The organism is Cupriavidus nantongensis, from assembly GCF_041726985.1.
Classification (GTDB): Bacteria; Pseudomonadota; Gammaproteobacteria; order Burkholderiales; family Burkholderiaceae; genus Cupriavidus; species Cupriavidus nantongensis_A.
This window is the reverse complement of record NZ_CP168302.1, coordinates 1,502,247-1,519,048: the sequence shown is the minus strand read 5'-3', so window position 1 is coordinate 1,519,048 and position 16,802 is coordinate 1,502,247. Positions and strand designations below refer to the sequence as shown.

The following is a 16,802-nucleotide window of genomic DNA, read 5'->3' as shown; positions in this document are numbered from 1 at the left end:
GCGGCGAGCCGTTCCGCATTGCATTCCGGACCGCCGGCCGCGGGGCACATGCCCTCCGGCCGGTTTCCCCGTTCCAAACGCTGACAAGGAATCCTTCCATGCAAATCACCGGCGACATGCTGATCGGCGCGCAAGCCGTGCGCGGCACCGAAGCGACGCTGCAGGCGATCAACCCCGCCACCGGCGCGGCGATCGGCCCTGACTTCCACGGCGGCGGCGAGGCCGAAGTCGAGCGCGCCTGCGCGCTGGCCGAAGCGGCCTTCGATACGTACCGCAACACCACGCCCGAACAGCGCGCGGCCTTCCTCGAGGCCATCGCCGCGGGCATCGAGGCACTCGGCGACACGCTGATCGAGCGCGCCCACCTGGAAAGCGCGCTGCCGATAGCGCGCCTGCAGGGCGAGCGCGGCCGCACCGCCGGCCAGCTGCGCCTGTTCGCCACGGTGCTGCGCGAGGGCCGCTGGCAGCAAGCCACCTTTGACGCCGCGCTGCCGGAACGCAATCCGCCGCGCCCGGACCTGCGCATGCAGCGCATCGCCATCGGCCCGGTTGCGGTGTTCGGCGCGAGCAACTTCCCGCTGGCCTTCTCCGTGGCCGGGGGCGACACCGCCGCGGCGCTGGCGGCGGGCTGCCCGGTGGTGGTCAAGGCCCACCCGGCGCACCTGGGCACGTCCGAGCTGGTCGGGCGCGTGATCCAGCAAGCGGTGCGCGACGCCGGCCTGCCCGAGGGCGTGTTTTCGCTGCTGGTGGGCGCGGGCAATGCCATCGGCACCGCGCTGGTGTCGCATCCGGCGATCCAGGCGGTGGGCTTCACCGGCTCGCGCGCCGGCGGCATGGCGCTGATGCGCGCTGCCAACGCGCGCCCGCAGCCGATCCCGGTGTACGCCGAGATGAGCAGCATCAACCCGGTGTTCCTGCTGCCCGCCGCGCTCGACGCGCGCGGTGAAGAGATCGGCCGCCAACTGGTCGATTCGCTGGTGCTCGGGGTCGGCCAGTTCTGCACCAACCCCGGACTGGTGATCGGCATCGAAGGCCCCGCCCTCGACAAGTTCCGCGCGGCGGCGCTGGGCGCGCTGCAAGGCAAGCCGGCGGCCACGATGCTGACCCCCGGCATCCATGCCGCGTATCAGCAGGGCGTGGCCCAGCTGGCATCGCTCGACGGCTTGCAGCGCATCGGCAACGGCGTGGACGCCAGCGGCACCAACCAGGCCCGGCCAGAAATGTTCGAAACCACCGCCGCGCAGTTCCTGGCGGACCACCGCATGCAGGCGGAGGTATTCGGCCCGTCGACGGTGCTGGTAGTGTGCCGCGATATGGACGAGATGCTGACCGTGGCGCGCCAGCTCGAAGGCCAGCTTACCGCCACGATGCAACTCGACGACGCCGACCACGCGGCGGCGCAACGCCTGCTGCCGGTGCTGGAACGCAAGGCCGGGCGCGTGCTGTGCAACGGCTATCCCACCGGCGTCGAGGTCGCATACGCGATGGTCCATGGCGGGCCGTTCCCGGCGACGTCGGATGTGCGGACGACTTCGGTGGGTGCTACGGCGATCGACCGGTTCCTGCGGCCGGTTTGCTATCAGAATCTGCCGCAAGCATTGCTGCCGGCGGCGCTGCGGAAATAACGAGAGCTGTTGAGATATGCCCCGCCTGGTGCGGGGCTTTTTGTTTTTTGCAAGGGGCGCAAACCTACGCTCCCAGCGAAATGCCGCAGGCCTTCCCAATCCCGATGGGGTACTCCCTCTCCCGCTTGCGGGAGAGGGTTGGGGAGAGGGCGGGAACTTCAACGAAGTGCGAACGCCTCATGCTTGCCACACGCCCGCCCTCTCCCCCGCCCCTCTCCCGCAAGCGGGAGAGGGGAGCAAACCCACGCCACCTCAAGCCCCCAAGAAAAAACGGCCCGCATTCCCATGCGAGCCGTCCTTTGCCAGCGACCCCCATCAAGCCTCCAGCTTGATCCCCGCCTGCTTCACCACCCCCGCCCAGCGCGATTGCTCGGCGACGAAGAACTTGCCGGTTTCCCCCGGCGTCATCGTCACTACTTCGGCGCCTTGCGCCACCAGCTGGGCGCGCAGGTCCGGCGCGCGGATGATGCGGATCAGCTCGGCGCTGATGCGTGCCACCATCGCATCGGGCATGCTGGCCGGCGCCATCACGCCCTGCCAGGTGCCCGATTCAAAGTTGGCCACGCCCTGCTCGGCAATGGTCGGCACGTTCTGCAGCAGCGGCATGCGCGTGCGCTTGGATTGCGCGATCAGCTTGAGCTTGCCCGACTGCACATGCGGCAGCGTGGCGAGCATTCCGTTCATCAGCACCTGCGCGCTGCCGCCGACGGTATCGGCGATGGCCTGCGAGCCGCCCTTGTACGGCACGTATTGCCACTTGGCGCCGGTGGCCTGTTCCACCGCCACGCCGGCCAGGTGAGGCGCGCTGCCGATGGCGGTCACGGCGAAGTTGAGCTGGCTGCGCTGCGACAGCGCCACCAGTTCCTTCACGCTGGTCACCTGCACCGACGGATGCACCACCAGCAGGTGCGGCGAATAAGCCAGCATCGACACCGGCTTCAGGTCCCTGGCGATATTGAAGGTCAGCTTGGTGTAGACCGACGGGCTGATCGCCAGCGCACCGATATCGCACAGCAGCAGCGTGTGGTTGTCGGTTGCCTGCGCGACCAGCGCCGCGCCGACGTTGCCGTTGGCGCCGGGGCGGTTGTCGACCACCACCGACTGGCCCAGCGCCTCGCCCAGCTGCTTGCTGATCAGGCGCGCGATGATGTCCGACGAGCCGCCGGCGGTGTATGGCACCACCAGGCGGATCGGGCGGTTGGGCCAGTCCGCGGCGTGTGCGGCCGGGGACAGGCCGGCGAGGGGCCCCGCGGCCAGGCCGGCGGCCAGCGCGGAGGATTGCTTGAGGAAGTTGCGGCGTCCGTAAGTCATGCTGTGGTCTCCAGTCGAGGGCGCGCGCCGGCGCGGCACGATGCACGTGCAGGCCGGCGCGGTCGGTGCTTTGGTATCGGGTTTTATGCGGCGGTAATCAGTCCAGCGCGATCTTGCCCTTCTCGATCACGGTCTTCCAGCGCTGCAGCTCCTGCGCCTCGAACTGGTTGAACTGCTCGGGGGTGTTGGCCACCACCTCGAAGCCGCTCTCGGACAGCTTCTGGCGCATCTTCGGGTCGTTCAGCGACGACACCAGCGCGCCGTGCAGGCGGCTCTTGATCTCCGGCGGCAGGCCGCGCGGCGCGGCTACGCCCTGCCACGAGTAGACCTCGACATCCTTGATGCCGGCCTCGGCCATGGTGGGCACATTGGGCAGCACCGGCGAACGCTTGTCGGAAGTCACCGCCATCGCCTTGAGCTTGCCGGCACGGATATGCTGCAGCACCGCGTTGACGTTCTGGAACGACACGTCCACCTGTCCGGCCAGCAGGTCAGAGATGGCCGGGCCACCGCCCTTGTACGGCACATGCAGGCCGTCGGTGGCGCTCTTCTGCCAGAACAGCGCAGCGGTCAGGTGGTCGGACGAGCCGGCGCCTGACGAGGCAAAGCTGACCTTGCCCGGGTTCTTCTTCATGTAGGCCACCAGTTCCGCTAGCGTGTTGGCCGGGAACTGCGGGTTGGCCACCAGCACGTTGGGCGCGCGCACCGCAACGGTCAGCAGGTCGAAGTCCTTGGCCGGGTCATAGGCCAGGTTCTTCTGCAGGAACGGATTGACCGCATAGACGCCGATCGACGCCACCATCATGGTGTAGCCGTCGGCCGGCGCGCGCTTGACGTAGGTGGCGCCGATGGCGCCGGTCGCGCCGGGGCGGTTGTCGATCACGAACGGCTGGCCCAGCTTTTCATTGAGCGGCACCGTCAGCATGCGTGCGATGGCGTCGCTGGAGCCGCCCGGCGGGAACGGCACCACCACCGATACCGGACGTTGCGGCCAGTCCTGCGCCGCGGCGCGGGCCGGGCTGATGAAGGTCAGCGCGGCGACCGCGGCGACCGAGCCGAGCGCGAAGGCGCGCAACCAGTGAGGCAGGCGCGGCGCGCCCTGGCGTTGGAAGGTGGTCATGGTTGTCTCCTGCAGTGTTTTTGATGAGAAAGGCCGGCCGCCCCGAGGGTCGGCAACGGCCGTTGGCGTCGTCGCCGGTGGCGCTTCAGCGCACCATGCACGGCGCCTTGTTGTTGAACTTCCAGCCGGGGATCAGGAACTGCATCGCCGCGGCATCGTCGCGCGCGCCCAGGCCCTTGCGCTGGTACAGCTCGTGCGCGCGCGCCAGCGCATCCAGGTCGAGCTCGACGCCCAGTCCCGGGGTCTTGGGCACCTGCACCAGCCCGCCTTCGATCTTCAGCGGGTTGCGGGTCAGGTGTTCGCCGTCCTGCCAGATCCAGTGGGTGTCGATCGCGGTGACGCGTCCCGGCGCGGCCGCCGCCACGTGCGTGAACATCGCCAGCGAGATATCGAAGTGGTTGTTCGAATGCGAACCCCAGGTCAGGCCCCATTCGGCACACATCTGGGCCACCCGCACCGAGCCCTGCAGGGTCCAGAAATGCGGGTCGGCCAGCGGGATGTCGACCGACTGCAGCCGCACCGCATGCCCCATCTGGCGCCAGTCGGTGGCGATCATGTTGGTGGCAGTGGGCAGGCCGGTGGCGGAGCGGAACTCGGCCATGATCTCGCGGCCCGAGTAGCCGTCTTCGGCGCCGCACGGGTCTTCGGCATAGGCCAGCACGCCGCGCTTGTCGCGGCACAGGCGCACGGCTTCCGCCAGCGACCAGGCGCCATTGGGATCCAGCGTGATGCGCGCCTTGGGGAAGCGCTCGGCCAGCGCCAGGATGGCTTCCATTTCTTCGTCGCCGCGCAGCACGCCGCCCTTGAGCTTGAAGTCATTGAAGCCGTAGCGCTCATACGCCGCTTCGGCCAGGCGCACCACGGCCTCGGGTGTCATTGCCGCTTCATTGCGCAGGCGGAACCACGCGTTGTCCGCGTCCGGCTCGGTGCGGTAGTCCAGCGTGGTGCGCTGGCGCTCGCCGATATAGAACAGGTAGCCCAGCATCTCCACGGCGTCGCGCTGCTGGCCTTCGCCCAGTAGCGCCGCCACCGGCACCTCCAGGTGCTGGCCGAGCAGGTCGAGCAGCGCCGCCTCCAGCGCCGTGACGGCGTGGATGGTGATGCGCAGGTCGAAGGTCTGCAGGCCCCGGCCGCCGGCGTCGCGGCCGGCAAAGGCCGCGCGCACGCGGTTCAGCATGGCCTGGTACTGGCCGATGGGCTGGCCCACTAGCAACGGACGCGCGTCTTCCAGGGTCTGGCGGATGCCTTCGCCGCCCGGCACTTCGCCGACGCCGGTATGGCCGGCGCTGTCGCGCACGATCACGATATTGCGCGTGAAGTACGGGCCATGGGCGCCGGACAGGTTCATCAGCATGCTGTCATGCCCGGCGACGGGCACCACGGTCAGTTCGGTCACGACCGGCGTATGGGCGGGCGCCATGGGGGCGGCGGTAGGGGTCATCTCGGGACTGTCTCCGGCGTGGCCGCGGGCGTACGATCCTTCACCCCGGCCTTTGTGTTGCGTATGTTATCTGTCATCGTATGACTGATAACCCAGTATAATGAGGCTGTCTCGGGCCGGTCAAGTCCGGGAAAGCCCGCCCGTATCCCCGAGGTATCCCCGTATTCGTACGTAGCAGCCATGCCGAACGCCCAGCCCCTCGCGCCGCCCCCGAGTTCCGCCCCCACCCCATTGCGCCGCCGTGGCCGCACACTTGCCGAGGAAGTCGTACAAGCCCTTGGCGAAGAGATCCGCCAGGGCCAGCTCAAGCCCGGCGACAAGCTGCCCACGGAATCCGAGATCATGGCCACCATGGGCGTGAGCCGCACCGTGGTGCGCGAAGCGCTGTCGCGGTTGCAGGCCAGCGGCCTGGTGGAGACACGCCACGGCATCGGCACGTTCGTTCTGGAACGCCCGGCCGAGGCGCCGTCGCCGTTCCGAATCGGGCCGGATGCGCTGGGGACGGCCATGGATGTGATGGCGATGCTGGAATTCCGCGTCAGCGTGGAAGCGGAAGCGGCCGGCCTGGCGGCCGCGCGCCGCACCGAGGCGCAACTGGCGGCAATGCGCCAGGCGCTGGACGAGCTCAAGCATGGCGCCGGCGAGGGCAATGACGCGGTGGAAAGCGACTTCGCCTTCCACCTGGCCATCGCACGCGCCACCGGCAACCGCTATTTCACCGACATCATGGGCCACCTGGGCACCATGGTGATCCCCCGCAGCCGGCTCCAGGTCAACACCCCCGAGCGCGTGCAGTACCTGGAGCGGGTCAGCATCGAGCACGAGAACATCTACGACGCGATCGAGCGCCGCGACCCCGACGCCGCCAAGGCCGCCATGCGCATGCACCTGACCAACAGCCGCGAGCGGTTGCGCAAGGCGTCCGGTTCGGCCGGCCAGCAAGGCTGAAGCGGGACGCGCATGCGGCGGGCATGCGCCGGCAAGTCATACGATGTCTAATGAATAGTGACGCCGGCGCCCGCCGCTAAGGCGTCAGCCGGCAGCGGCGCGCAAAGTCGACCAGTTCGACCAGCGACGACACCTGCAGCTTGTTCATGATGCGGGCCTTGTAGCTGCTGACGGTCTTGTTGCTGATAAAGAGGCTTTCGCTGATGGCCTTGTACGACATGCCGCGCGCCAGCATCTGCAGCACCACCAGTTCCTTGTCGGACAGCCGCCGCAGCATCTCGTCGTCGGCCGACATCGACTGGCGCGGCGCGCCGCCGCGGCCCAGCACCGGGAACACGGTATAGCCGGCCAGCACCGCCTCGACCGCGCGCAGGATCTCCTTGATGTCCTGGGTCTTGCTGACGAAGCCCTGCGCGCCCGCCTGCCACGAACGGCTGACGAACACGGCCGGGTCCAGCGCCGTCACCACCAGGATGCGCACCTGCGGATGGATCGCACGCAGGCGCGGCGCCACGTCGAGCCCGCTCGAGCGCGGGATGTCGAGGTCCAGCAGCACCAGGTCCGGCATGCGTGCCCGCACCATTTCGATGGCGCATTGCCCGTTGTCCGCCTCGATCACCTCGTCGACGCCAAGCAGTTGCGACAGATGGTGCCGAAGCACCAGCCGCATCGCCGGATGGTCGTCAACGATCAGGATGGTTGTCATGCGCGAGGTCCAGGTTCTAGGCAGGCATCGGCTAGGGCAACATCCCGATGCTGGAACGGGCTGGCAGGAACGGCGCACGCCGGTGCGCGATGCCACGCCAGTATAGGGAGCCGCAGGCGCGCACAGGATGGGAGGAATCCGCTTCGGTTGCAGCGAAAATCCTAGGCCGGCCTCAGACGCGCGGGACCGTCCGCGGGCCGCCCCGAAGCGCGTGTCCCTGCCCGCGGCAGGGGCAACGGGGAGCGGCCAGTGGTGCTACTCTATTCGGGCGTGTTTCATCCATGGAGAACACTGTGCCCCGCAAGACCCCCATCGAGCGCTACCGCAATATCGGCATCAGCGCGCATATCGACGCCGGCAAGACCACGACGACCGAGCGCATCCTGTTCTACACGGGCGTCAACCACAAGCTGGGCGAAGTGCACGATGGCGCGGCCACCATGGACTGGATGGAGCAGGAGCAGGAGCGCGGCATCACCATCACCTCGGCCGCCACCACCGCCTTCTGGAAAGGCATGGCCGGCAACTATCCCGAGCACCGCATCAACATCATCGATACGCCGGGGCACGTCGACTTCACCATCGAAGTCGAGCGCTCCATGCGCGTGCTGGACGGCGCCTGCATGGTCTACGACGCCGTCGGCGGCGTGCAGCCGCAATCCGAAACCGTCTGGCGCCAGGCCAACAAGTACGCGGTGCCGCGCATCGCGTTCGTCAACAAGATGGACCGCATCGGCGCTGACTTCTTCCGCGTGCAGGCGCAGATCGCCGAGCGCCTGCGCGGCCGCGCCGTGCCGATCCAGATTCCGCTGGGCGCCGAGGACCACTTCCAGGGCGTGATCGACCTGGTCAAGATGAAGGCCATCGTCTGGGACGAGGCCAGCCAGGGCGTGCGCTTCGAGTTCCAGGAGATTCCGGCCGAGCTGCTCGCCACAGCGCAGGAATGGCGCGACAAGATGGTCGAGGCCGCCGCCGAGGCCGACGAGGCGCTGCTGAACCAGTACCTGTCGGGCGAGCCGCTGAGCGAGGCGCAGATCAAGCAGGGCCTGCGCAAGCGCACCATCGCCAACGAGATCGTGCCGATGCTGTGCGGCAGCGCCTTCAAGAACAAGGGCGTGCAGAGCATGCTGGACGCGGTGATCGACTACCTGCCGTCGCCCGCCGACGTGCCGGCCATCCTCGGCCACACCGAGGACGACCGCGAGGCCGAGCGCCACCCCAGCGACGACGAGCCGTTCGCCGCGCTGGCGTTCAAGATCATGACCGACCCCTTTGTCGGCCAGCTGATCTTCTTCCGCGTCTACTCCGGCGTGGTCAGCTCCGGCGACAGCGTCTACAACCCGCTCAAGGGCAAGCGCGAGCGCCTGGGCCGCATCCTGCAAATGCACGCCAACGTGCGCCACGAGATCAAGGAAGTGCGCGCTGGCGACATCGCCGCGGCGGTGGGCCTGAAGGAGGCCACCACCGGCGACACGCTGTGCGACCCCGACAAGGTCATCATCCTGGAGCGCATGAGCTTCCCCGAGCCGGTGATCTCGCAGGCGGTGGAGCCGAAAACCAAGGCCGACCAGGAGAAGATGGGCATCGCGCTGAACCGGCTGGCGCAGGAAGACCCGTCGTTCCGCGTGACCACGGACGAAGAGTCGGGTCAGACCATCATCTCCGGCATGGGCGAGCTGCACCTGGAAATCCTGGTCGACCGCATGCGGCGCGAGTTCGGCGTCGAGGCCTCGGTCGGCAAGCCGCAGGTGGCGTACCGCGAGACCATCCGCCTGCCGGCGCGCGACGTCGAGGGCAAGTTCATCAAGCAGTCGGGAGGGCGCGGCCAGTACGGCCACGTGGTGCTGAACCTGGAGCCGATGCCGCATGGCGGCGGCTACGAGTTCGTCGACGCGATCAAGGGCGGGGTGGTGCCGCGCGAGTTCATCCCCGCGGTCGACAAGGGCATCCGCGAGACCATGCAGTCGGGCGTGCTGGCCGGCTATCCGGTGGTCGATATCAAGGCCACGCTGGTGTTCGGCTCGTACCACGACGTGGACTCGAACGAAAACGCGTTCCGCATGGCCGGCTCGATCGCGTTCAAGGAAGGCATGCGCCGCGCCCGGCCGACGCTGCTCGAGCCGATGATGGCGGTCGAGGTGGAAACGCCTGAAGAGTTCACCGGCAACGTGATGGGCGACCTGTCGTCGCGCCGCGGCATGGTGCACGGCATGGAAGACATCGCCGGCGGCGGCGGCAAGATCGTGCGCGCCGAAGTGCCGCTGGCGACCATGTTCGGCTACTCCACTACGCTCCGCTCGCTGACGCAGGGGCGCGCGACCTTCACCATGGAGTTCAAGCACTACGCCGAAGCGCCGGCCAATGTGGCGGAAGCGGTGATCTCGGCGAAGCGGGTGGGCTGACGAACGTTTCGCCGGCGGACTTCGTCGACGCGCTCCCTGCCTGACGCACCACTTCCGAAGCGGCGGCCGAATGCCGGCGTGGGCGCCCATGCGGATGCGTTGTTTTTGCAAGCCTCGCGAAAGAATTACCTTCGCCGGGGGCGCCAGCGGGCGCCGCCGCGCGGCGATCCACGTGGAAACCACGCCAAAGCGGCGCAGGCATGGTCATTGCGCGCGCCAAGCATTCCACCGTCTCGCGACAAGGAGCACAGCATGCAAACCCAACCTCCCAGCAGTCAAGGCGCAGCCATCGTCGGTTCCGGCGTGGGCGAAGGCCCGGGCCCGGAAGTGATGGCGGCTTCCAGCCTGGATGGCACCAAGGCCTATTCGTCCGACGGCGAACATGTCGGCAAGATCTCCGAGATCATGCTGGACGTGCCGCACGGGCGCATTGCCTACGCGGTGCTGACCACCGGCGGCTTTCTCGGCATGGGCGACACGCTGCACGCCATCCCGTGGAATGCGCTGGTGATGGATACCGACGAAAAGTGCTTCCGGATCGCCGTGACGGCGGACCGGATCAAGTCCGCGCCGGGCTTCAACAAGGACAGCTGGCCGAGCATGGCCGACCCGCAGTGGGGCAAGTCGCTGCACGAATACTACGGGCGTGACCCGTACTGGGTCGCTCCGCCGCTGTAAGCGCATTGCAGCAGGCCACCGGATAGGCGGCGAGCGCGCCCCTGCCAGGCGCCTCGCCGCCTGCGCTTCGTGCCAGCCTCGCGCCAGCCGGTCCCGCTCGGCTGGCGGGTTGCGCTGCTGCGGGAAACTACAGGCGAAAATCCGGCATTGCGCCGAAGCTCGAGCTCCCTCCGGCCTGCTCGTCGGGCAGGCCAACGCGGGCCCCTTGCATTGCCGCATCCGTGTCTCTTCCTGGCGGCAGGCCAAACATCCGGCGGTACTCTCGCGTAAATTGCTGGACGCTTTCATAGCCTACCGAAAAAGCCGCGTTGCTGGCCGATATGCCTTCCGACGTCATTAGCCTGCGTGCCTCGATAAGGCGCAATTGCTTCTGGAACTGTAGCGGCGACAGCGAGGTCGCCGCGCGGAAGTGGTGGTAAAACGAAGACGCGCTCATGCCGGCCGCAGATGCCAGGCGCTCGATCGGAAGCGGCTGGGCGAACTCGGCGCGCAACAAAGCGACGGCGCGGGCTACACGCTGAACGTGACTTTGCGACCGGCCGATCTGCCGAATCACGGCACCGTGCTTTCCCACTAGCAGCCAGTAGTACATTTCGCGCACTAGCTGAGCCTGCAGCACTGGCCTTGCCGCCGGACGTTCAAGCAGCCGCATCAGCCGCAGCGCGGCGTCCGCAACCTCCGCATCTGACGGCTCGACCTGTACCGGCGACTCGTGAGCGACCGGCCCCAGCTTCATTTCCGCCGCCAGTTCTGCGATGGCGGCCACATCGAGATCGAGCACCAGGGAGTAGTACGGCGCGGCGGCGCTGGCGCGCGTGATCTGGCTGACCGTCGGCACGTCAGACGTAATCAACAGCGAGTCGCCAGCGCTGAAGTCGAAGGTCTGCTTGCCGATCGCCACCCGCTTGCCGCCTTGCAGCACAAGGCAGGCGAGCGGCCTGGAGATCGCGTAGTCGATGCCGCTGGGCGCCGTCGCCCGGATGGCGGTCAAGCCCGGAATCGGGGTTCCGGCCACGCCGGTTGGGCCGGCATGCGCCTCGGCATAGCGGCGCACAGCGTCGAGCAACAAGTCACTCATTTCCGGGGAACGTTGTCATTGATTACCCGCCATCGTAGCCGGTCCGGATGACCTAAGACACCACGTTCGGAGAAACAGGCCAAGAACCAAGAGATTCAGGCAAGGAAGTCTGGCGTGTCCGACAACAGAATGGTCACCGGCTTCCACCCCACTCCCAAGGACTCGCCCATGACCACGATCTCTCTCGTTACAGGTTCCAGCCGCGGCCTCGGCCGCAGTACCGCCCTGTCGATCGCCCGCAAGGGCGGCGACGTCATCGTCACCTATCAGAGTCGCAAAGCGGAGGCGAATGCGGTCGTCGCGGAGATGGAGACGCTGGGCCGCAAGGCTGTTGCCTTGCAACTCGACGCCGGCAATACCTCCGCCTTCCCGGCCTTCGCAGAAGGACTGAAAGCCGTACTGCGCCGCATCTGGCAGCGCGACAGCTTCGATCACCTCGTCAACAACGCTGGCCACGGCGAGGTTGCGCCGATCGCCGAGATGGGCGAGGCGGCGTTCGACAAGCTTGTCAATGTGCATTTCAAGGGCGTGTTCTTTCTCACGCAGACGTTGCTGCCGCTGCTTGCGGATGGCGGGCGCATCGTTAACCTCTCGACGGGGCTGACGCGCGTATCCGCTGAAGGATGGGCGGCCTACGCTGCCGTCAAGGGCGCGGTGGAAGTGCTCACCGTCTACATGGCGAAGGAATTGGGTTCGCGCAGAATCACGGTCAATGCGGTGGCGCCCGGTGCTATCGAAACGGACTTCTTCGGCGGCGCGGTGCGCGACATGCCAGCGTTCAACCAGTACTTCGCCGGGATGACCGCACTGGGTCGCGTCGGCGTGGCCGACGACGTGGGCCCGATGATCGCCAGCCTGCTGTCGGAGGACAGCCGCTGGGTCAACGCCCAGCGGATCGAAGTGTCTGGCGGACAGGGCATCTGAGCGGAAGGCGATACGGCGTCTTGCGCCGGTCGGGGCGGCCTGCCACTGGTGCGTTGACCTCCTTCAGCGCGGCCAATGCACCAACGGCGTTCAGCCCAGAGCAACATGGCGGGCCGCCTCCACGCGTGCCAGCCCGGCGCGGGTGACCCGGGGGGCGGCAATGGGATCGAAGCCGAATTCACCAAGATGGGCCCAGGCCGCGTTGTACTGCACCGGCATACGCGCGGCTTCCGACTGGCCGAGCGCCAGCGCGGCACGCATCGGCCAATACGGATCTCGCAGCAGCGCGCGAGCGAGCATGACCAGGTCGGCCTTTCCCTCTGCCAGGACCGCCTCGGCTTGCGCCGCGTCGTCAATCCATCCAACCGCCGACACTGCCATGCCCGCGCCGGCACGAATCGCCGCGGCGCCGGGCACCTGATAGCCCGGTCCCACGGGGATGCGGGGGCGGGGCACGCCACCACCCGAGCTGACGTCGATCAGGTCCACCCCATCCTGTTTCAGCCACTTTGCGAGCGTGACGGACTCGTCCAAGGTCCAACCGCCCTCGCTCCAGTCGGTATATGACAGCCTGAACGCCAGCACGTGTTCCGACGGCAAGACCGCCCGAACGGCTCGTGCGATGGCGCGCGTCAGACGACAACGCCCTTCCAGGCTGCCGCCATAGTCGTCATCGCGCAGGTTCGACGCGGAAGACTGGAACGAATGCAGCAGGTATCCATGTGCCGCATGCACCTCAACCCAGCGGTATCCCGCCCTGGCGGAGCGCTCAGCGGCCAGGGCGAAAGCGTCGATCATGTCGGCGATGGCACTGGCCTGCAGCGCTTGCGGCACGGTGAATCCGGCATCGAACGGCACCGCACTCGCACTTGCGGGGATCCACCCACCTTCTTCCACGCCCAGCGGCCGGCCTTGCGTCTGGCCAGGATCGGTTTCCCAAGGCGGGACCCGGGACGCCTTCCGCCCCGCGTGCGCCAGTTGAATACCTGCCACCGCTCCTTGCGATTCGATGAACGAGACCAGTTCCCGGTGCCCGGCGACGTGCGCGTCGGACCAAATCCCGAGATCCGAGGGTGTGATGCGGCCCTCGGGCACGACAGCGGTAGCCTCCGTCATGACGAGCCCGGCTCCCCCCACGGCGCGGGAGCCAAGGTGGACGAGATGCCACGGATTGACGAATCCGTCGACCGCGCTGTATTGGCACATTGGCGAGACGCCGATGCGGTTGGGAAGCGTGACGCCCCGGATGGCGAGGGAATCAAAGAGACTTGCCATAGCAGATCCAGCAAGAAGATTGATAGCGGTTAGTCGGCCAGGTAATACTGGACTTCGAAAAGCAGGCATCCGCGCGGCGAGAAGAAGGGCCCGTGAGGCGTACCGGGCGGCCGCAGCGAGTAGCGAAGAACTTCGCCTGGCATGGGGTCCGCGCCAAGATGCTCTCCGACCGGCGCGGATTCGCCCGCCGCCTCCGGCGTCTCAAGGCTGCCGGACACCAGGAGGGTCTCCTCCCAGTACGCGTGCACCAGTCGCTCATGGGTTCTCGCGCCAGGGCGGAATCGCACCAGCCGCGTTCTGGCGCCTGTCCTTCTGCCCTCGTCCAGGGTGTCGCCCAGAAGCATGACATCGAGCCCGGGGTATCCCTCCAACCCGGACCATGTAGTGCCGCTGGCGAGGTCGATCATTTCGCGCGGGATGCGCGGATGACGTTCTGCATTCATGGCTGTCTTCTTTCGTTCAGATAATGTTCTGGTCCCGCAGGCATGCGATCTCGCCCTCGGTATAGCCGACTTCGCGCAGGACTTCCTCGGTGTGTTCGCCGGGCCTTGGGGGCCGGCCGCGAATGGCCGACGGCGTCCGGGAGAGCTGAGCCGGTGCCGTCACCAGCGGCGCCGGACGCGGCAGACCAGGATAGTCGGTCCATACCAATGCCCCGGAGGCGCGGATGGTCGCGTCCATGAGCGCTTCGCCCGGCGAATAGACCGGCCCTGCCGGTAACCTGGCCTCTTCCAGCAGCGACAGGACTTCGATCCGGGTGCGCGTGGCGCACCATTGCGCCATGATCCGGCTGAGTTCCCTGCCATGCTCGCCGCGCCGCCTGTCGTCCGAGAACCGCTGGTCGTGCAGCAGGTCGGGACGCGAGACGAGTTCGGTCCAGCGCTCGAACATTGCCGGCCCAATCACTTGCACGATGACCCAACCGTCCCGGGTCCGGAAAATGTCCGAGGGCCCAGCCACCGGGCTCCTGTTCCCCGAAGGCTCCCGGTCCGCTCCCAACGACCCGGCCTCGATCAACGCGCCACTGGCGAGGTTCAAAGCGGTATGCAGAAGCGAGCCTTCCACCAGTTGGCCGCGCCCGCTCTGTTTCCGTTCGTAAAGCGCAAGCACCGTTCCGAGGGCACAGGAAAGCGCAGTCGAAAAATCGATCACTGGCACCATCGCCTTGGCGGGCTGATCCGGTTGTCCACCCAAGTACACGGCCCCGCTCATGGCCTGCGCCACCCCGTCGAAGCCGACGCGATGCGCCGCATCCTGATGCGAGCCGAAGGCGCTCGACGCCGTCACGATGATGTCTGGCTTGACCGCCGACAGTGAAGCGTAGTCCAGACCCAGCGCGGCCAGCGTGCGCGGTGGCATGTTGGCAACGACGACATCGGCATGCTTTACCAGCGAACGAACCACGCCGCGTCCTGCTTCAGAGTCGATATCGAGCGTCATCGAACGCTTGTTCCGGTTGGCCTGGAGGAAGAATGCACCCTCCCCCTCCTCCGACACCGGCATGACGAATCTGTCCTCGCTGCCGCCCCGACGGTCGACGCGGATCACGTCGGCGCCGAAGTCCGCCAACAATGCCGCGCAATACGGGCCGGCAATGTACCGACCGAAATCCAGCACGCGGATGCCGTGTAGAACGCCCAAGCCTGCCATCGCGCGCCTCACCGATGCTTTCCGACGAAATCAGGGCTGCGCCGCTCCCTGAATGACGCCAGGCCTTCGCGTACATCGTCGCCGCCGAAGCCGAGCATCTCCAGTGCCAGCGAGGTATCGAACAGCGGCCCCGCCTGACGAAGCCAGCCGTTCAACGCATACTTCGTCCAACGGATCGCGGTGGGGGAACCGCTCGCGAGCCGCCGTGCCAGAGAAAGCGCAGTGTCTTGCAAGGCGTCATCGTCGACCGCGACCGCGACGAGCCCGTTACGTTCGGCGTCCGCGCCGGACATCGGCTCACACAGCAGCAGGTGATACTTGGCCTTGGCCATGCCGCACAGCAGTGGCCAAATCATGGCGGCATGGTCCCCCGCAGCCACGCCCAGCCGCGTGTGGCCATCGACAATGCGCGCAGAGCGGGAGGCCACCGCGACATCGGCCAGCAGCGCGGCGACAAGGCCGGCCCCAACCGCTGCACCCTGAATGGCCGACACAATCGGCTTGGAGCAATGGATGATGTTGTAAACAAGGTCCTTGGCTTCCCGCCATACGCGTACCCTGGCTTCCTGTGAGGTGCTCATTTCCTCGACCAGGCCGAAGTCTCCGCCCGCGGAAAAGCACTTTCCTTCGGCGCACAGCAGAATGGCGCGCACCGAGTCGTCGGCATCGGCATCCCGCCAGATACGCGCAATCTCGTCGTGCCCCCGCGCATCCAGCGTATTCATCCGGTCCGGCCGGTTTAACGTGATGCGAAGAATGCCCGCATCGGGCCGATCGATCGCAAAGGCTTCATAGTGGTCGTATGCCTGGTTTGCTGCGGCTTGGGTCATTCCGGTCTCTCGTGACTGGGTGCTACTCATGCGATGGATCGGCGGGCGCTGATCCCGCCGTCGATGGTGACAATGGTTCCCGAGGTGTAAGCGGACCGGTCCGAAGCGAGGTAGACGAAGGCGTCCGCCACCTCCCCCACCGAAGCTGGCCGCCCCAGGGGATAACCTGCCATCAATTCTGTGTAGCGTGCCGGGTCGCCAAGCGCGCTGGCCGCACGCTTCTTCAGCACATTGGTAATGCGCGTCGTCTCCACGGGACCGGGATTGACTCCGAGCACGCGGACGCCGTGGTCGGTCAAGCTGCGCCCGCCCAGCGTGCGGGTGAAGGCCATCAGCGCAGCGTTGCCGGTCGAGCCGGCGATGTAGTGGAAGTCGTAGTTTTCACCACCGTTCCCGATGTTGTTGAGGATGACGCCACTGCCACGAGCCCGCATCCTGGGATAGATCTGGCGGGTCAGATTGATATAGCCAAACACCTTCAGTTCCCAGCCGGCGCGCCAACTGGCTTCATCGACGTCCCACAGGTCGCCGCCGGGAATGCTGCCAGCGTTATTGACCAGAATGTCGGCGCTGCCACCAAACTCGGCGGCGCGGTGGATGGCGCCAGGCTGCGTCAGATCCACGGGGAGCGTCTCCACCCCCACCCCGCAGGTCTCGCGCAGTGTTTGAGCCAGCGTCTCCAGCCGTTCTCCGGAGCGGGCCATCAACTTCAATTCGCATCCTTCCCTGGCGAAGCTCCAGGCGAGGCCTTCTCCGATGCCTTGCGATGCGCCGGTGATCAGGACGGATCGCCCTCTGAGTCCAAGCTCCATGG

The 16,802-nt window shown here is 67.1% G+C and carries 15 protein-coding genes; 5 read left to right on the top strand and 10 right to left on the bottom strand.

All coding sequences use genetic code 11. The annotated features are described in order from the left end of the window. The first annotated feature begins 98 nt into the window (after positions 1-98). Entirely contained in the window at positions 99-1,625 is a 1,527-nt protein-coding gene (locus ACEI37_RS06595; RefSeq protein ID WP_373375972.1) for an aldehyde dehydrogenase (NADP(+)), read from the top strand. Positions 1,626-1,940: 315 nt separating this feature from the next. Here ACEI37_RS06595 and ACEI37_RS06590 read toward each other — a convergent pair whose 3' ends face one another. The 3 genes from ACEI37_RS06590 to gudD all read right to left on the bottom strand — a co-directional run bounded on the left by ACEI37_RS06590 (position 1,941) and on the right by gudD (position 5,497). Then, complete coding sequence (locus tag ACEI37_RS06590) at positions 1,941-2,936, bottom strand: Bug family tripartite tricarboxylate transporter substrate binding protein (RefSeq protein WP_373375971.1); 996 nt, start codon at positions 2,934-2,936, stop codon at positions 1,941-1,943. Between the two features lie 97 nt (positions 2,937-3,033). After that, entirely contained in the window at positions 3,034-4,056 is a 1,023-nt protein-coding gene (locus ACEI37_RS06585; RefSeq protein WP_373375970.1) for a Bug family tripartite tricarboxylate transporter substrate binding protein, read from the bottom strand. An 85-nt stretch (positions 4,057-4,141) separates the two neighbouring features. After that, positions 4,142-5,497, bottom strand: a complete 1,356-nt coding sequence (gudD, locus tag ACEI37_RS06580) for a glucarate dehydratase (RefSeq protein ID WP_373375969.1) — start codon at positions 5,495-5,497, stop codon at positions 4,142-4,144. Between the two features lie 180 nt (positions 5,498-5,677). Between gudD and ACEI37_RS06575 the strand changes: the two genes are divergently transcribed. After that, entirely contained in the window at positions 5,678-6,445 is a 768-nt protein-coding gene (locus ACEI37_RS06575; RefSeq protein ID WP_373375968.1) for a FadR/GntR family transcriptional regulator, read from the top strand. A 76-nt stretch (positions 6,446-6,521) separates the two neighbouring features. On the opposite strand, the gene ACEI37_RS06570 is transcribed toward ACEI37_RS06575, so the two are convergent. Continuing rightward, complete coding sequence (locus tag ACEI37_RS06570; protein WP_026164172.1) at positions 6,522-7,151, bottom strand: response regulator transcription factor; 630 nt, start codon at positions 7,149-7,151, stop codon at positions 6,522-6,524. Between the two features lie 293 nt (positions 7,152-7,444). Between ACEI37_RS06570 and fusA the strand changes: the two genes are divergently transcribed. After that, positions 7,445-9,553, top strand: a complete 2,109-nt coding sequence (gene fusA / locus ACEI37_RS06565; protein ID WP_373375967.1) for an elongation factor G — start codon at positions 7,445-7,447, stop codon at positions 9,551-9,553. A gap of 252 nt (positions 9,554-9,805) precedes the next feature. Then, the gene (locus ACEI37_RS06560) at positions 9,806-10,231 is read left to right on the top strand and encodes a PRC-barrel domain-containing protein (protein WP_373375966.1); all 426 of its coding nucleotides are present in this window, start codon (positions 9,806-9,808) and stop codon (positions 10,229-10,231) included. A 127-nt stretch (positions 10,232-10,358) separates the two neighbouring features. On the opposite strand, the gene ACEI37_RS06555 is transcribed toward ACEI37_RS06560, so the two are convergent. Then, entirely contained in the window at positions 10,359-11,309 is a 951-nt protein-coding gene (locus ACEI37_RS06555) for an AraC family transcriptional regulator N-terminal domain-containing protein (protein WP_373375965.1), read from the bottom strand. 168 nt (positions 11,310-11,477) lie between these two features. On the opposite strand from ACEI37_RS06555, the gene ACEI37_RS06550 reads away from it, so the two are divergent. Next, a complete protein-coding gene (locus ACEI37_RS06550) occupies positions 11,478-12,233 on the top strand; it encodes an SDR family NAD(P)-dependent oxidoreductase (protein ID WP_373375964.1) in 756 nt (251 codons plus the stop codon). A 90-nt stretch (positions 12,234-12,323) separates the two neighbouring features. On the opposite strand, the gene ACEI37_RS06545 is transcribed toward ACEI37_RS06550, so the two are convergent. The 5 genes from ACEI37_RS06545 to ACEI37_RS06525 are packed head-to-tail and all read right to left on the bottom strand — an operon-like array spanning position 12,324 to position 16,800. After that, the gene (locus ACEI37_RS06545; RefSeq protein ID WP_373375963.1) at positions 12,324-13,508 is read right to left on the bottom strand and encodes an NADH:flavin oxidoreductase/NADH oxidase; all 1,185 of its coding nucleotides are present in this window, start codon (positions 13,506-13,508) and stop codon (positions 12,324-12,326) included. Between the two features lie 29 nt (positions 13,509-13,537). Beyond that, on the bottom strand, positions 13,538-13,951 hold the full coding sequence (locus tag ACEI37_RS06540; protein ID WP_373375962.1) for a cupin: 414 nt from the start codon (positions 13,949-13,951) through the stop codon (positions 13,538-13,540). A 16-nt stretch (positions 13,952-13,967) separates the two neighbouring features. Continuing rightward, entirely contained in the window at positions 13,968-15,149 is a 1,182-nt protein-coding gene (locus ACEI37_RS06535) for a CaiB/BaiF CoA transferase family protein (RefSeq protein WP_373377727.1), read from the bottom strand. Positions 15,150-15,166: 17 nt separating this feature from the next. Next, complete coding sequence (locus ACEI37_RS06530) at positions 15,167-15,988, bottom strand: enoyl-CoA hydratase/isomerase family protein (RefSeq protein ID WP_373375961.1); 822 nt, start codon at positions 15,986-15,988, stop codon at positions 15,167-15,169. A 26-nt stretch (positions 15,989-16,014) separates the two neighbouring features. Beyond that, entirely contained in the window at positions 16,015-16,800 is a 786-nt protein-coding gene (locus ACEI37_RS06525; RefSeq protein WP_373375960.1) for an SDR family oxidoreductase, read from the bottom strand. Positions 16,801-16,802: the final 2 nt, after the last annotated feature.

Excerpts from the sequence above, each read along its gene's own strand:
- ACEI37_RS06540 (WP_373375962.1), bottom strand. The coding sequence starts at position 13,951 with ATGAATGCAGAACGTCATCCGCGCATCCCGCGCGAAATGATCGACCTC.
- gudD (WP_373375969.1), bottom strand. The coding sequence starts at position 5,497 with ATGACCCCTACCGCCGCCCCCATGGCGCCCGCCCATACGCCGGTCGTG.
- ACEI37_RS06585 (WP_373375970.1), bottom strand. The coding sequence starts at position 4,056 with ATGACCACCTTCCAACGCCAGGGCGCGCCGCGCCTGCCTCACTGGTTG.
- ACEI37_RS06590 (WP_373375971.1), bottom strand. The coding sequence starts at position 2,936 with ATGACTTACGGACGCCGCAACTTCCTCAAGCAATCCTCCGCGCTGGCC.
- ACEI37_RS06555 (WP_373375965.1), bottom strand. The coding sequence starts at position 11,309 with ATGAGTGACTTGTTGCTCGACGCTGTGCGCCGCTATGCCGAGGCGCAT.
- ACEI37_RS06550 (WP_373375964.1), top strand. The coding sequence starts at position 11,478 with ATGACCACGATCTCTCTCGTTACAGGTTCCAGCCGCGGCCTCGGCCGC.
- ACEI37_RS06525 (WP_373375960.1), bottom strand. The coding sequence starts at position 16,800 with ATGGAGCTTGGACTCAGAGGGCGATCCGTCCTGATCACCGGCGCATCG.
- ACEI37_RS06575 (WP_373375968.1), top strand. The coding sequence starts at position 5,678 with ATGCCGAACGCCCAGCCCCTCGCGCCGCCCCCGAGTTCCGCCCCCACC.
- ACEI37_RS06595 (WP_373375972.1), top strand. The coding sequence starts at position 99 with ATGCAAATCACCGGCGACATGCTGATCGGCGCGCAAGCCGTGCGCGGC.
- ACEI37_RS06545 (WP_373375963.1), bottom strand. The coding sequence starts at position 13,508 with ATGGCAAGTCTCTTTGATTCCCTCGCCATCCGGGGCGTCACGCTTCCC.
- ACEI37_RS06560 (WP_373375966.1), top strand. The coding sequence starts at position 9,806 with ATGCAAACCCAACCTCCCAGCAGTCAAGGCGCAGCCATCGTCGGTTCC.
- ACEI37_RS06570 (WP_026164172.1), bottom strand. The coding sequence starts at position 7,151 with ATGACAACCATCCTGATCGTTGACGACCATCCGGCGATGCGGCTGGTG.
- ACEI37_RS06530 (WP_373375961.1), bottom strand. The coding sequence starts at position 15,988 with ATGACCCAAGCCGCAGCAAACCAGGCATACGACCACTATGAAGCCTTT.